This window comes from Bacillus sp. ZY-1-1 (assembly GCF_003047165.1).
GTDB lineage: Bacteria > Bacillota > Bacilli > Bacillales > Bacillaceae > Bacillus > Bacillus velezensis.
Genome location: NZ_CP027061.1, coordinates 3830425 through 3845595 on the forward strand (window position 1 = coordinate 3830425; position 15171 = coordinate 3845595).

Annotated in this window: 16 protein-coding genes; all 16 read right to left on the reverse strand. The window is 45.6% G+C overall.

Features of this window, described 5'->3' with window-relative positions; all coding sequences use genetic code 11:
• Nucleotides 1-80: 80 nt before the first annotated feature.
• The 16 genes from divIC to purR all read right to left on the reverse strand — a co-directional run bounded on the left by divIC (nucleotide 81) and on the right by purR (nucleotide 15137).
• A complete protein-coding gene (divIC, locus tag C5I45_RS19255; RefSeq protein ID WP_004264632.1) occupies nucleotides 81-458 on the reverse strand; it encodes a cell division protein DivIC in 378 nt (125 codons plus the stop codon).
• A gap of 17 nt (nucleotides 459-475) precedes the next feature.
• Nucleotides 476-1111: a spore cortex biosynthesis protein YabQ gene (gene yabQ / locus C5I45_RS19260; RefSeq protein ID WP_004264635.1), complete on the reverse strand. Its 636-nt coding sequence runs from the start codon at nucleotides 1109-1111 to the stop codon at nucleotides 476-478.
• Nucleotides 1108-1410 carry a sporulation protein YabP gene (yabP, locus tag C5I45_RS19265; RefSeq protein WP_004264638.1) on the reverse strand — a complete coding sequence of 101 codons (303 nt, stop codon included), beginning with the start codon at nucleotides 1408-1410 and terminating at the stop codon, nucleotides 1108-1110. The genes yabQ and yabP overlap by 4 nt, the downstream gene beginning before the upstream one ends.
• Before the next feature lie 78 nt (nucleotides 1411-1488).
• Nucleotides 1489-1749, reverse strand: coding sequence for an RNA-binding S4 domain-containing protein (locus C5I45_RS19270; RefSeq protein ID WP_004264639.1), 261 nt, complete (start codon nucleotides 1747-1749; stop codon nucleotides 1489-1491).
• A 1-nt stretch (nucleotide 1750) separates the two neighbouring features.
• A complete protein-coding gene (gene mazG / locus C5I45_RS19275) occupies nucleotides 1751-3226 on the reverse strand; it encodes a bifunctional methyltransferase/pyrophosphohydrolase YabN (protein WP_107994574.1) in 1476 nt (491 codons plus the stop codon).
• Complete coding sequence (locus tag C5I45_RS19280) at nucleotides 3216-4796, reverse strand: putative polysaccharide biosynthesis protein (RefSeq protein WP_025854077.1); 1581 nt, start codon at nucleotides 4794-4796, stop codon at nucleotides 3216-3218. The genes mazG and C5I45_RS19280 overlap by 11 nt, the downstream gene beginning before the upstream one ends.
• A gap of 168 nt (nucleotides 4797-4964) precedes the next feature.
• Nucleotides 4965-5501: a stage V sporulation protein T gene (gene spoVT, locus C5I45_RS19285; RefSeq protein WP_004264646.1), complete on the reverse strand. Its 537-nt coding sequence runs from the start codon at nucleotides 5499-5501 to the stop codon at nucleotides 4965-4967.
• A 136-nt stretch (nucleotides 5502-5637) separates the two neighbouring features.
• Nucleotides 5638-9171 (reverse strand): transcription-repair coupling factor, encoded by a 3534-nt coding sequence (gene mfd / locus C5I45_RS19290; protein ID WP_025854078.1) that lies wholly within the window; start codon nucleotides 9169-9171, stop codon nucleotides 5638-5640.
• Between the two features lie 69 nt (nucleotides 9172-9240).
• Nucleotides 9241-9471 carry an anti-sigma-F factor Fin gene (locus tag C5I45_RS19295; RefSeq protein ID WP_004264650.1) on the reverse strand — a complete coding sequence of 77 codons (231 nt, stop codon included), beginning with the start codon at nucleotides 9469-9471 and terminating at the stop codon, nucleotides 9241-9243.
• Nucleotides 9472-9532: 61 nt separating this feature from the next.
• Entirely contained in the window at nucleotides 9533-10099 is a 567-nt protein-coding gene (gene pth, locus C5I45_RS19300) for an aminoacyl-tRNA hydrolase (RefSeq protein ID WP_004264652.1), read from the reverse strand.
• A gap of 84 nt (nucleotides 10100-10183) precedes the next feature.
• Nucleotides 10184-10792, reverse strand: a complete 609-nt coding sequence (locus C5I45_RS19305; protein WP_004264654.1) for a 50S ribosomal protein L25/general stress protein Ctc — start codon at nucleotides 10790-10792, stop codon at nucleotides 10184-10186.
• 84 nt (nucleotides 10793-10876) lie between these two features.
• Nucleotides 10877-11830, reverse strand: coding sequence for a ribose-phosphate diphosphokinase (locus C5I45_RS19310; protein ID WP_004264656.1), 954 nt, complete (start codon nucleotides 11828-11830; stop codon nucleotides 10877-10879).
• A gap of 21 nt (nucleotides 11831-11851) precedes the next feature.
• On the reverse strand, nucleotides 11852-13222 hold the full coding sequence (gene glmU, locus C5I45_RS19315; protein WP_004264658.1) for a bifunctional UDP-N-acetylglucosamine diphosphorylase/glucosamine-1-phosphate N-acetyltransferase GlmU: 1371 nt from the start codon (nucleotides 13220-13222) through the stop codon (nucleotides 11852-11854).
• Between the two features lie 191 nt (nucleotides 13223-13413).
• Nucleotides 13414-13707 (reverse strand): septation regulator SpoVG, encoded by a 294-nt coding sequence (spoVG, locus tag C5I45_RS19320; protein ID WP_004264660.1) that lies wholly within the window; start codon nucleotides 13705-13707, stop codon nucleotides 13414-13416.
• A gap of 195 nt (nucleotides 13708-13902) precedes the next feature.
• Nucleotides 13903-14283 (reverse strand): 2-iminobutanoate/2-iminopropanoate deaminase, encoded by a 381-nt coding sequence (gene ridA / locus C5I45_RS19325; protein WP_004264663.1) that lies wholly within the window; start codon nucleotides 14281-14283, stop codon nucleotides 13903-13905.
• On the reverse strand, nucleotides 14280-15137 hold the full coding sequence (gene purR / locus C5I45_RS19330; RefSeq protein WP_004264666.1) for a pur operon repressor: 858 nt from the start codon (nucleotides 15135-15137) through the stop codon (nucleotides 14280-14282). The genes ridA and purR overlap by 4 nt, the downstream gene beginning before the upstream one ends.
• Nucleotides 15138-15171 lie beyond the last annotated feature (34 nt).

Below are 15171 nucleotides of genomic sequence, written 5' to 3' on the forward strand. Positions count from 1 at the left end.
AAAAAAAGTGCTCCTCCTTAGGCTTATAAAAAGATCGTTTGTTTAATTATACCTAAATAAAAATTTAAGTGTCAACAAGGCTACTTGCTCTTCTTTTCTACATTAAAGAGAATCTCACCATTTCCTGACATAAACAAGTCTCTTCTGGCAAGCTCTGTGACGTAATCCTCATCCTTTAATTTGGAAATTTCATCTTTTAAATCAGCCTGTTTCGCATTCAATTCTTTAACTTGTTTTTCCAGCTGAGCCTTTTTTTCTTCGTTTGCGCTAAGGGAAGAGGTCTGTGACCACAGAGAACCCGCTAAGACAATAGCCGTCAACAACACAAGGGCGCCGAATACGATCAACCGTCTGAAAAGCCCTTTCCGCCTTCTTTTCATAAGCTGGGATTGCCGTTCAACCTGCTCTTTATAGTCGTTTTGAATTTCAGTTATTGTACGTTCCCTAGATAGATTCAAACCAGACGGTCCTCCTTTCACCTTTTCAAAATACGTATCATGGTCGATCTGATTGTTATGATTAGTTTCTTGCTCTTTTGTAAAAATCCTGCACTTTTTTGAAAATATCGTTTGAAAGTAAGACGCCACTTTTCAGGAAGAAGTTTCAATAATTGTTTCAACAGGAAAAACAGCGGATACAGCAAAAACGCTACGATCTTAAAAAGACACTTCGCAAAAAAGGCACTCACCCGATAGGAGTATAAAGAAATAACCGTGATCAGCCCGATGAGCAGCTTAAAGAGCAGAAGCACCGGACGGAACAGCACGTGCTGAATGAGCTTTTTTGCGAATTGGTAAAGAGACACCGCAAGATGAATGGCAAATTTCAGTATTTTTATATACATTCGTTTAAACAGGCTTTGGTACGTCGCAATACCCAGTAAGACAGCCAAGAAAATGTATACCCTGAGTTCCCCTTCATTCACGTTGAGCAGCACATAGAAAAACAGCAGACCTTGTACAATCCAAAAGAGAATGTCATGAATGAATAACAGCCATCTGGCCGTTTTGGCGCGGCTGACAAACAGCCTGTATGTATCAAGCGACGCTCCGAGCCAGGCGCCCATACCGGTCATTGCCAGCATCGTATAAAATTGGGTCGTCAGCGTCATTTAAACAACTTGCTAAAAAACCCTTTAGCTTTATCCCCTTGCTGCTCGTCTAAATATACAAGGTCAAACACCCTGCCTTTTATAGATACAATCCCTTTTTCCACATCAAGGTTTTTCATCTGCAGATTCTCGCCTCTGACGGAAAGCATTCCCATAACCGTTTCCAGCAAAAACTCTTCGTTATCAAAACTTTCCACATGCTTGACGCCCGAAATGTCTAAATGCTTTCTCCCTTTCATCGTTACATCATGCTGTTCCGGAACAGAAGAAGAACCTTTTTGCTCATAATATGAATTCATCTATTCAGCCCCCATATCCTCGATACTTTTAGCATTATTACTGCATTGTATGAGGCGGGAGCCTTGTTTAGAACAAGCCTATTCGCCGAGTTTTTCTTCTTTGACGATTGTATACATGCCCGCGGCTTCTTCTTTTTTCGTTGTTTCTTTCAATTCATTTACCTTCACGGTGACAAGCTTCTGCCCGAAGCGGACCTTCAGTTCATCACCGGCTTTTACGTCTGAGCTGGCTTTCGCCTGATTCCCGTTAACGGTGATTCTCCCTTGATCGGCGACCTCTTTCGCCAATGTGCGTCGCTTAATTAATCTGGATACTTTTAAAAATTTATCAAGTCTCATATCAGAATCTCCTCTCCATTTCTTTTGCTTCATCCCACAATTTGTCCATTTCCTCAAGTGACATTGCGGTCAATTCAAGGCCCTTTGCTGCCGCTTCTTTCTCAATATAAGCAAAGCGTCTGCGGAATTTGTCATTTGTCATGGCGAGCGCTTCCTCAGGCTCAATTTTATAGTATCGGCCGATATTGACCAATGCAAATAAAACATCGCCGAATTCAGCTTTTAAGCTGATTTCATCTGCTGATTCGGCGGAAGCCTCTGCAGAAAATTCCTTCAGCTCTTCATTTACTTTATCCCATATATCCTGAACGTCATCCCAGTCAAAGCCGGTTTTTGCGGCTTTTTTCTGAAGCTTGGCGGCTTTCGCAAGAGAAGGCAGTGTTTTCGGCACGGCATCCAGCAATGAAGAGGATGTTGTTTGCTTTTCCGCCTTTTTGATTTCTTCCCAGTTGGCGACGACATCATGTTCATCCTGAACCTTAACATCCTTAAACACATGCGGGTGCCGTCTGACCATCTTCGCACTGATGTCTCTGATGACATCATCAATTGAGAAATACCCCTCGTCTTCTCCGATCTGGGCGTGCAGCATAACCTGAAGCATGACGTCCCCGAGTTCTTCTATCATGTGATCCGTGTCCTCTTCGTCAATGGCCTCAAGCAGTTCGTAGCATTCCTCAATCATATATTTCTTTAATGACTGGTGTGTCTGCTTTTGATCCCACGGACAGCCGTTCGGCCCGCGAAGCTCGCGAATAATACTTCGGAATGCAGAAAATTCCTGGTAAAGGAGTTCTTCTTTTTTAATCGGCGGAACATACACGCTTGTTAAGTTATTTATTTCTACATTGCGGTCAAGTTCAAACAAAGGCACCTTGATCATCTTTTCTCCCTTGCTCCCGGCTGCCGTAACGATGACCACTTCATAGTCGTCAGGCAATTTCTCCATGAGCGTCAGCTTCACCTCAGAGGCCGTCATTTGGTCATAAACCTGGCAGATGATCAGGTGATGCCGGAGTTCGAGCTCATCCGGCGTCATTGTTTGCGCATCCGTAAATTGAAACCCTTCAATCGGATCAATTCGCAACGCATTAAAAGTGGCATCCAGAAAGCTTTGCCCTCCGGCAGTATGAACATCTATCTGTTGTTCTTCCCGGCGTTCAAATAACAGCTGAACGGTTTTCTCAGCGACAAACGGATGCCCGGGTACAGCGTAGACGACATCCTCTTGCTTCGCTTTTTCAAACAGAATGTCCGTGATCTCTTCATAGACCGCTTCAAACTGATCATGTTTTTCATAAATATCATCAAAATACCGGATGTCCGCTTCTGTCTCTTGCTCTAATTCCGAAATCAAAGGGTGGTCTTTCGTTCTTATATATAAATGCTTCGCCTGAGTCAGCAGCTTATGTACGCCCACTGTCAACTGATCCATGTCTCCGGCGCCGAGGCCGACGACCGTAATATTACCTGCCATGTTTTTCTCTCCTCTTTTTCAATTTGCTTAAAGCACTGCCGAAAGGAAGACCGCTCAGCTCTTCGTCCGTGAAAATCTTCATTCTTATCATACAATAAATAAACAATAGCCCTCCGATGATTGACGCAGACAGACTCTCACATACAGCTCCGCCCCTGCTGACAGGAACAAATAACTGCCAAAGCTTCATGTATACGACCAAAAAGAAGACCATCAGCAGACTGCACCAGCACAGACGGGCAATCACGCCTCCGATATTCGTCAGCCATCCCTTCGACCAAATTCTCCGGAGATTCAGGCACGCAACTGCGGCAAATGCCAAGACGGTCGCCAGTGCCGCTCCTGTAATACCCCAGCCGGGGACCAGCCAAACATTCAGCACCCATTTCAGCGCCCCTCCCGCCAAAACGGATACGGCGGGGAAAACGGTATGTCCCGCTCCTTGCAGAATCGCGGCTGCCGTAAGCGCAATCGAGGCAAAAAAGATAGATAAGCTGAATATTTGTAAGGTCGGCGTCCCCTCACTGTTTTGGAAAAGCATGATATTCACCGGTTCTAAAATGCAAAAAAGCCCGGCTGATGCACCGATCCCTACCGCAAGGCAGAGCTTGACGGCAGATGACGCTTTCTCTTTTATGATAAACGGCTTGTTCTCATGCACCGCTTTTGAAATTGAAGGAACCAAGGACGCGGCGATACTGACGGCAAACACGGTTCCCAGCTGAAGGAGCGGCTGTCCGCGGTCATATATGCCTTTCAGCTGTTTCGCGGCATGGCTCTCCGTCCCGTCTGAAAGCAGTGAATATAAGTTTAAGGCGTCTACAAGCTGAATCAAAAGCATGAGTACACTGCTGATACAGATGGTGACTGAATAAAGCAGCAGCTTTTTTACAATGACGGCCGTTTCGATATGTCCGCCGTCTTTCTTTGTTTCTTCCCGCTTATACCAGAAAACAGCCAATACACAAAGGGCCGCAAAGCTCCCGGCAATTGATCCCGAGGCCGCCCCCGCACCCGCCGCGTATAATGAACGCCCGCTTTTCAAAAGCCAGAAGGATAAACCGAGAAGCACCGCCACCCGAAGAAGCTGTTCCGTAATCTGGGATAAGGCTGACGGCATCATATCATGCACGCCTTGGAAATACCCCCGGAAAACCGCCGTAAACGGAAACAGTATGAAAGCGAACGCCGCGACCCTTATCAGCATCACAAGGCGGGCGTCACCCATAAAACCGGCCAACGGCGCCGCGCCGGCATACATGAGCGCAAACAGAACAAGTCCGGCCGCCGTGACATAAAGGGCGGAAATTTTCATTATTTTTTGTTTATGATCGCTATAATCGTTCATTAATTTTGAGATGATCACCGGAAAACCGGATGTTGACAGCATGACCGCGATCCCTAAAAACGGATACACCTGCTGATAAATGTAAAATCCGACGTCACCGACAATATTCTGAAAAGGAACCCTGTACACGGCGCTTAATATCTTCGTCACGATGCCCGCAACGACGAGCACAAAAGCACCTTTCCATGCCGATTGCCGCTTGGCGCCAACTGAATCGTTCATCCAAAAGCTCCTTCCAGCCGCTAGAAAATTACGTCTATAAAACGAGCTTATTATATCACAATCCTAACGGCCGAACCGATAGAGAGCACATATGAATATGAAAAAGAACAGCACTTGTATAAGAGCTGTTCTTCCCCCGTTTTCTTATTTCAATAATGGTAATAAGACCTACTGCTCCATTTGTCTCGCCAAAAAACTGGCTGCCGTTTCTACCGCTTTATGTTCTACTTCTCCAAGCGCCTGTTCCTTGGAAAAGATGACCACGGCACCGATAGGATCGCCATTTGCCACGATCGGAGCGATTGTATAGGAGCTCATATCTTCATCAATGTCATTCACAAGCTGCGCGGACTTCACGTCGTTTTCTACCACTGAGCTGCGCTGATCCATCGTTTTTTCGAGCAAATCGCTGATGGCTTTATTCAGAAATTCTTTTTTCGAACTGCCCGAAACGGCAATATACGCGTCACGGTCGCAAATCAAGACGGAATGGCCGAGACTGTCATACAATGCATCTGCATATTCTTTCGCAAAATCGCCAAGCTCACTGATAGGAGAATATTTTTTCAATATAACTTCTCCGTCGCGGTCAACGAATATTTCAAGCGGGTCTCCTTCCCTGATTCGCAGTGTTCTCCGAATTTCTTTAGGAATGACGACCCGTCCTAGATCATCAATACGACGTACGATACCTGTAGCTTTCATCTCTCTGGTGCCTCTCTTTCATGTGATGATATTTAAGGGAAAGTACTAAAGCTCTTTACTTTATGTAGCTTCCGCCACTCGCTTGAAATTAGTATCCGTCACATCAAATGTAATATACACCAGAGAGTAACAATTTTTATGAAGACGCGATTGTTTCTTTCTTCACATTCTGAAGGCCTTTCAGCATGCCGAGCACGGTCTCCAGCCACTCTTCCGTTTTGCGGCCTTTCGTCTGTACTGAGATTTTCAGCTTTTTCCCTTCCATTCCCAGTCCGATCTGCCGGCCGTATTTATTGCCGAGTTCGAATAATTTCTGGCCGTCAATCTGTGCGCTGGCCTCTTCAGAAATGGTAAATCTGATCGCGTCTTTATCCTGCTTGATGAGTTCGACGCGTTCATATTTTCCGTATACCTTCATCTCAGCAACCGTAAACAGCCATTCAACTTCTTTAGGATAGCTGCCGAACCTGTCGATGATTTCATCTTGGAGCTCATTTTTCTCCTCAATTGTGGCGATTGACCTGAAGCGTTTATACATGTCGATTTTTTGCTTGCCGTCTTGTATATAGTTTTCAGGAATATACGCGTCAAGCTCGATATCGATTTCTGTCTCAAACTGTTCGCTTTTCGGAATATCGCCTTTCCGCTCTTCAATCGCTTCCTTGAGCATTTGCGAGTACAGGTCAAAACCGACTGAGTCGATAAAGCCGTGCTGCTGGGCGCCGAGAAGGTTCCCCGCTCCCCTGATCGTCAAGTCACGCATGGCGATTTTAAAGCCTGATCCCAGCTCGGTAAATTCTTTAATCGCCTGCAGCCGTTTTTCCGCCACCTCAGTAAGCACTTTGTCTCTGCGGTACGTAAAATAAGCGTAAGCGACGCGGTTGGAACGGCCGACCCGTCCTCTCAGCTGATACAGCTGAGACAGCCCCATTTTGTCTCCGTCGAACACAATCAAGGTATTGACATTTGGTATATCTACGCCTGTCTCAATAATAGTCGTGCTGACAAGGACGTCTGATTCCCCTTCCAGAAAATTGAGCATGACGCTTTCCAATTCATTTTCGGTCATTTTTCCGTGGGCATATGCCACTTTCGCATCGGGAACAAGCATGGAAATTTCATCAGCCTTCCGCTCGATGTCATCCACGCGGTTGTACAGGAAATATACCTGTCCTCCGCGCGCCAGTTCTCTTTCGATAGCTTCTCGTACAAGCGCGCCGTTGTATTCCACGACATATGTCTGAACAGGGAAACGGTTTTCCGGCGGCGTTTCAATAACGGATAAGTCCCGCACACCGAGCATGGACATATGAAGCGTACGCGGAATCGGCGTCGCTGTAAGAGTCAGTACATCGACATTGGCTTTGATCTGTTTGATTTTTTCCTTATGCGTTACGCCGAAGCGCTGCTCTTCATCAATGATGAGCAAGCCGAGATCTTTATAGACGACGTCTTTAGATAAGAGCCTGTGGGTTCCGATTACGATGTCTACCGTTCCGTTTTTCAGGCCTTTAATCGTTTCATTGGATTCTTTTCTCGTTCTGAATCGGCTGAGAAGACCGATGTTAATCGGATAGTCCTGAAAACGCTCCGTAATGGTTTCATAATGCTGCTGCGCGAGTATTGTCGTCGGCACAAGAAGCGCGACCTGCTTTCCGTCTGCGATCGCTTTAAAGGCCGCTCGGATGGCTACCTCCGTCTTCCCGTATCCCACATCACCGCAAAGCAAACGGTCCATCGGGCGCTCTCTTTCCATATCCTTTTTAATCTCCTGGATGGAACGGAGCTGGTCCTCTGTTTCCTGATAAGGGAAAGCAGATTCGAACTGCCGCTGCATTTCATGATCGGGCGAGAACGCATAGCCTTTGCTTGCTTCCCGTTCCGCATAAAGCTTAATCAGATCATCGGCAATATCCTGAACGGAGTTTTCAACTTTTTTCTTCACCCGTTTCCATTCACTGCCGCCCAGTTTATAAAGCTTCGGTTCTTTTCCTTCAGAGCCGACATACTTCTGCACCTGATCGATTTGTTCTACAGGGACGTACAGCTTATCGCTGCCCTGATAATGAATGTTGAGGTAATCTTTATGAATGCCTTTGATTTCCAGTGTTTCGATTCCCAAATACTTACCGATCCCGTGGTTGACGTGGACGACATAGTCACCGACCTGAAGCTCGGAATAGCTTTTGATCCGTTCGGCATTTGTCAGCTTCTGCTTTCTCGGCTTTTTCTTGATTCGGTTTTTGAACAGCTCTTCCTCCGTAATGACGGCCAGCTTCATCAGCGGCAGTTCAAAACCGGATTGCAGCTCGCCTTCCATGACATAGACCTGTCCTTGCACAAGCGCTTTGGAGCTGTCCGTTTTTGCGGCCTCAATTTCGTAATCAGCCAGCACGGATGCCAATCTGTCGGTTCTGTCCTTATTTGCGCCTAAAAAGACGACGGTGAAGTTTGATTTCTTAAAGCGCTCCATTTCACCTGCGAGGACATTCATCTGCCCGTGAAAACTCTGCATCTGCCGGCTTGTCACATTCACGATATTCTGAGGGCTTGTATGCTGGACATGACGCAAAAATAATGAATAATAAATAGCCGGGCGCCGCTTTTCGCTCATAAGCTCCTGAAAGCTGAAGGATAAATGAATGTCATGCAGAATTTTCCCTTCCTCGAGCAGACTTGTCGTAAATTCGGCCTCTTCTTTTTGCAGCTGATCCTCCATTTCATGAATGCGGCTGACCTCGTCTAACAATAACAACGTGTCTGCCGGTGTATAATCTAGCAAACTAGCAGGTTTTTCGTAAAAGTACGAGAGATACTTCACAAGTTCCTGATCAGTCTGTCCCGTTGATAACCGTTCTTTATCATGTGAGATATTGATATGAAGCATTTCCTTTTGTTTGTCCTGCTTCAGCTTTTTCAGACTGTCGGCAAGCCCTTTATCGAGCCTTTCCATTGCCCGGGCTTTTTCTTCCGCCCTGATGATCAATTCCTTCGCCGGTCCGATCGCCACATGTTTGAGCGTCTCGATTGATCTCTGGTCATCAGAATTGAAGCTTCTGATGGAATCGACCTCCGTATCAAACAGTTCAATTCGCACCGGATGCTCCGACGTCAGCGGATAAATGTCGATAATTCCGCCGCGAATACTGAATTCACCGGGTGCAGAAACCATATCGGAACGCTCATACCCCACCTCTACAAGGCGCGCGGACAGCTGATCCGGTTCTATATCGTCTCCGAGTGAAATGACGAGCTGGCTGCTTTTCCACAGCTCCTTCGGCGGAAGCATTCTTCTCACTGCCGCAACGGGCGCCACAACGACCGGCGCTTCTCCGTTTGTTAATCTATTAATGACATCAAGCCGCTGAGCGCGCAGTTCAGGACTCGCTACCGCAATTTCTGAAGAAATCAATTCATTCACGGGGTATAAAAAAACAGATTGATCCCCGAGAAGCGCCGTCAGATCTTCCGTCACTTTTTGGGCCTGATATAAATTATGGGTGATAAAGAAAATCGGCCTTTTCGTTTCCTGTGCAAGGGCGGAGGTAAAAACAGAACGCGCGGAACCTGACAGACCCGCAAGCAGCTGTTCCTTCAGCCCCTCATGTAAACCGTTGACAATGGATTTAAAATCATCGCTTTCTTTAATAAAGGTTTGAATGTTGTCCATATGGGCCCTCCTCTCTATTTTCTGCAAGAACAGAAAAACGCTTTGGTCTAGAATCTACACCAAAGCTTCTTATTGAATAAATGTGTTGTGTTCATGGTAGTGCGGATTGCGTTCCAGCGCCTCTTGGCAGTCTTCACAAATTGTAAGAACATGGACATCTCCATTGTCTTTATATGAAATCATATCGTTTCTTTCCTCATTTGTTAAGTGCTGAAATCCAAGTGACTGTGTCGGCACCGTCGAATATTCCAGGCTCCCTACCTTAAAGCCGCAGTGGCGGCAGAAATAATGCAAAGCCATACGTTGGACCTCCTGATGTGAAAAAATCATTTTTCCCTAGTATGGTCTCCCATTATTTATCTTATACATTTGCATTAAATTCGTTCATGACTTCTAAAAATGGTTTCGTTAAGGAAGCTTCGCAGGCTTTTACGGTTTTTGAGACGGCATCATTGATATGCGGCGCTTCTTCCTTCGTAAAAGCTCCCAGTACATAGTCAACGACTTTCATTCCGTTAACGGGGCGGCCGATTCCGATTCTGACCCGGTCAAATTCAGGGGTTCCGAGGTGCTGTATAAGCGATTTAATTCCGTTATGTCCCCCTGCGCTCCCCTTCGTCCGAAGCCTGATTTTTCCCGTCGGAAGATCAAGGTCATCGTATATGACTTTCAGATCTTCATGATCGGCATCATAATAATCCAGCAGCGGCCGCAAACATTCTCCTGATAAATTCATATATGTAAGCGGTTTAACAAGTAGAACTTTTTTTCCGGAAACAAACCCCATTCCGTAAAGTCCGTTGAATTTCGTTTTATTCAGTTCAATATTCCATTCTTTGGAAAGCTCGTCAATGGCCATAAAGCCGACATTATGTCTCGTGTTCTCATAGGTTTTTCCCGGGTTACCGAGACCGGCAATCACAAGCATCGTAAATCCTCCCTCAACATCGCTGTAATTCTTCTCATTCTAGCACAAAAGACGTAACCTCGGGCGGGTTACGTCTTAAAGCACTTATTGATTTTCTCCTTCGGGCTCTTCCTCAGGAGACGGTTCTGCATCTTCTTCGAATGCTTCCTGCTTAGGAGGAAGGATGGAAGCCACGACTTCTTCCGGGTCGTTTGTAAATGTATAATTGCCGTCAGCAGTCAGATCTGCGATGGTCAGCACATCATTCATTTCAAGCCCGGAAATATCAACATTGATTGTCTGAGGGATGTCCTTCGGCTTAGCCTTGATCGAAAGCTCATGCAGCGGCTGCTGGATAACGCCTCCGTCTTTGACTCCTTTCGCCTCTCCCGTCAGCTGAATCGGCACCTCGGCCTCGAGCTCCTCACTCATATTCACGACTTGAAAATCGGCGTGCGTCAATTCGTTTTTGAGCGGGTCTGTCTGAAGATCAGTCACCATAACCGATTGCTGATTTCCGTTGACATCAATTGTGATAATCGTGTTTTTTCCTTCGTCCCGCAATGTTTTAAGCAATTCGACACTGTCTAAAGAGACAGGCGTATTCGTTATTTCTTTACCGTATATAATCCCTGGAACATGTCCTGAATGACGGATTTTCCGAAGCGTCGAACGTTTAAAATCTGTTCTTTCATTTGCTTTTAAAGTTGCCATATTCAGCACCATCCTAATTATCGTTTTATCGTCCTATTAGAACAATACCCACAATAACTGGGATTTAAACCTTAAAGTTTCGGTTTAGCTGAATAAATAGCTGACAGATTGTTTCTCGTGAACGCGGATAATCGCTTCAGCCAGAAGCGGTCCGACAGAAAGCTGCTTAAAGCGGTCGATTTTTTTCTCATCAGGAAGCTTAATGCTGTTCGTTACGACAAGCTCCTTGATTTTAGAGTTATTGATCCGCTCAACGGCAGGGCCTGACAATACAGGGTGCGTACAGCATGCATACACTTCTGCAGCTCCGTTTTCAACCAGCGCGTTAGCGGCAAGTGTGATTGTGCCGGCCGTATCAATAATATCATCGATCAGAATCGCTGTTTTTCCTTCCACGTTACCGACGATGTTCATCACTTCTACCTCATTCGGTCTAGGACGGCGTTTGTCGATAATCGCGATCGGCGCTTTCAGACGGTCCGCAAGTTTGCGGGCGCGCGTCACACCGCCGTGGTCAGGAGAAACAATAACGATATCTTTCAAGTCTTTACCTTCAAAGTAATGGCCTAAAATCGGAACACCCATTAAGTGGTCAATCGGAATATCAAAGAAACCTTGAATTTGCGGCGCGTGTAAATCAAGCGCAATCACGCGTGTCGCACCCGCTGTTTCAAGCAGGTTTGCAAAAAGTTTTGCCGTAATCGGTTCACGTGATCTTGCTTTTCTGTCCTGGCGCGCATAACCGTAGTACGGAATCACAATATTGATTGTTTTCGCGGAAGCGCGCTTTAGAGCGTCAACCATAATCAGCAATTCCATAATGTGCTCATTAACCGGCGCACTTGTAGACTGAATGATATAGCAATCACAGCCGCGAATACTTTCTTCTATGTTGATCTGGACCTCTCCGTCACTGAATCTTGTAACAGAGCACTTTCCTAATTGAACCCCTACATTATCCGCGATTTCTTTTGCAAGTTCTGGATTTGAATTCAAAGAAAAAATCTTTAAATTCTTATCTCCGTATTCGTTAGACATGGTAAACCTCCGATTTTAGGATTATTTTTTATGAATATTTTTCACATAATCTTCTTTATTTACTTGTCTTGCTCTGGCAATGGCAAGCGCTTCGCCCGGCACATCTTCAGTTACGGTTGAACCCGCAGCGACGTACGCGCCTTCTCCCACTGTGACAGGAGCGACCAGATTGGAGTTGCAGCCTATAAAAGCGCCGTCTTCAATCTTGGTTAAATATTTTTTCTTCCCATCATAATTGACCGTGATGGAGCCGCAGCCCAGATTCACATCCGTGCCCACTTCGGCATCACCGATATAGCTTAAATGAGATGCTTTGCTTCGGTCGCCGAATTGTGTTTTCTTGATTTCAACAAAGTTTCCGATCTTCACTTCATTGCCGATTGCGGAATCGGGTCTGATGTGAGCAAAAGGACCGATATTTACATCATTCCCAACTTTGCTGCGGTTGACAACGGATTGTTTAATCACAGTGCGGCTGCCGATTGAACTGTCCTCTATCTCAGTGTGAGGGCCGATGACACATTCATCGCCGATTTCAGCTTGTCCCTTTAACACAGTTCCGGGATAAATAACTGTATCTTGTCCGATACGCGCGTCAGGTGAGATGTACGTATTCATCGGATCGATTAAAGTGACTCCGTTCTGCATATGCCGTTTGTTAATACGCTCTTTCATATACATTTCAGCCTGAGAAAGAGCGACTCTATCATTCACTCCGAGCGTCTCTTGGAAGTTACCAGTCTGGTAAGCGGCAACAGTTTCGCCTTCGTCTTTGAGGATTTCGATCACATCCGGCAGATAATACTCGCCTTGGGCATTTTCATTCGAAACCTGTTCGATGACACGAAAAAGAGCCTCGTTATCAAAACAGTACGTTCCCGTGTTGATTTCTTTCACAAGACGTTCTTGCTCCGAAGCATCCTTGTGCTCCACGATTTTTTGAACGGCGCCGTCTTCACTGCGGATGATTCTTCCGTATCCGGCGGGATCGTCGGCAACGGCCGTTAACACCGTGGCTTTTGCACCTTTGTCTGTATGTTCATTCAGCATGGCTTCCATCGTCTCCGCCGTCAGAAGCGGTGTATCGCCGCAAATAACGATCGTGACACCCTTTTCTCCGTGAAGAAATGGTTTTGCCTGCTTGACCGCATGAGCCGTACCGAGCTGTTCTGCTTGGAGAGCGTAATCGCTTTTCTGTCCGAGCTGCTTCTTCACATCTTCGGCGCCGTGTCCTACGATGGTGACAAGCTTCGCTAAAGATAATTTCAGAGCTTCGTCTGCGACGTGCTCTACCATAGGCTTTCCGCATACCGGATGAAGGACCTTATAAAGCTTCGATTTCATTCTCGTTCCTTTTCCGGCAGCTAAAATCACTGCAAACCGCTTATCCATTTAATGGCCTCCAATATCCCTTTTATCCATAGAAAAATATATCCTAAATAGCTGTTGATTTCAAGAAGACATCAAAAAGTGCAAGAATTTTCTATGTAATCGCTTTATTACTGAAAAATCAGATTTAAAAAAGGACTGCCGGAAAAGGCCTTGTGTCAGCCTTTATCAGCAGTCCTTACATTTTGTTATGTTTAAGAAGCCCCGGCTTCTTCATATTCTAATGCTTCAGAATCACCCAAACGATGATACTCATTTAAAACAGCATCCTGGATCTTGCCCCGCGTGCTGGAATTAATAGGATGAGCAATATCGCGGAATTCTCCATCAGGGGTGCGTTTACTCGGCATCGCAACGAAAAGACCATTGTTTCCATCAATCACACGAATATCATGTACGACAAATTCGTGATCCAGCGTGATGGATGCAATCGCTCTCATGCGACCATCGGTATTCACGCGGCGTAATCTTACGTCAGTAACTTCCACAGTAGTTCACCACCTTTTCCCTATATAAAAGCATTAGTCTAACAATTCCACGATTCTTTTTAAATTCCTGCACGTTTCAAAAAGTTTTTTTGAAAATATAGGATATACATACACAATTAGGTGATAAACCATATTTGGGGATCATATACTGCATAAAAAAAGTGATCCCGGAGACCGGAACCACTTTTCTGAGATTTAAGATTTTACCAGCGCAATGACTTCAATTTCCACGAGAGCGTCTTTCGGCAGTCTCGCCACTTCCACACAAGACCTTGCCGGCTTATGTACATCAAAGTATTGTCCGTACACTTCATTCACTTCCGCAAACTGCTCCATATCAGCAATAAATACCGTTGCTTTGACAACCGTCTCGAGAGAAGCGCCCGCTTCTTTCAGCACAGCTTTTAAATTGCTGAACACCTGATGCGTTTGTTCTGTGATATCACCGTTTACCATTTCTCCTTCAGCAGTAAGAGGAATCTGGCCTGAGCTGTAAAACATGTTGTTTACGATGATTCCCTGTGAATATGGCCCGATCGCTGCCGGCGCGTGTTTCGTATGGATTGCTTTAGTCATTTTTCTGTCTCCCCATTCTTTAAATGCTGTTCTTTAAAAAATCGCAGAAAATTGCCGTTTTGAATCTCAATCGTTTTGTCTTTCATATTGATGGTTGAAAGCGTGAGCAGTGACATGTATTCATCGACAAGCCGTTCATTCACTCCCTCGGCTTCAACCAAGACGCCTATCCCCGCGACGTTTGCATTAAACTCATCAAGCAGGCTGATCATGCCGTTAATGGTGCCGCCGGCTTTCATAAAGTCGTCAATAATCAAAACGTTCGAACCCGTAGCCAAACTTCTTTTCGCAAGCGACATTGTTTGAATGCGGTTAGACGATCCTGATACATAATTGATGCTCACCGTGGAGCCTTCAGTCACTTTATTGTCCTTTCGTACGATGACAACCGGAACGTTCAGATAACTGGCCGCTGCGTAAGCAAGAGGGATTCCTTTTGTCGCAACGGTCATCACCACATCAATCTCCCGCTCCGCAAAAACGGAAGCAAAAAGCCTGCCTACATGAGAGAGGACAGATGGTTTTCCTAAGATATCCGTTAAATATACATAACCGCCCGGAAGGATACGCTCAGGATTTACTAAAGACTGTCCCAGCTCCTGTATAAACGCTTCTGCTTCAGCCTGTTTCACTTTCGGAATGTATTTGACGCCTCCGGCAGCTCCCGGCACTGTAAGCAGCGTCCCAATGCCTTGCTGTTCAAAGGTCTGTTTAATAATCGTTAAATCTTCACTGATTGATGACTTTGCTGATTGATACCGTTCTGAGAAAAACGTTAACGGTATTAATTCATGCGGATGGGTTAACAAATAATTTGTTAAGTCCACCAATCTGCCGCTGCGACGAAACTTCATGAACTTACCCCCAAAATCCGAATAATTTAAAAAT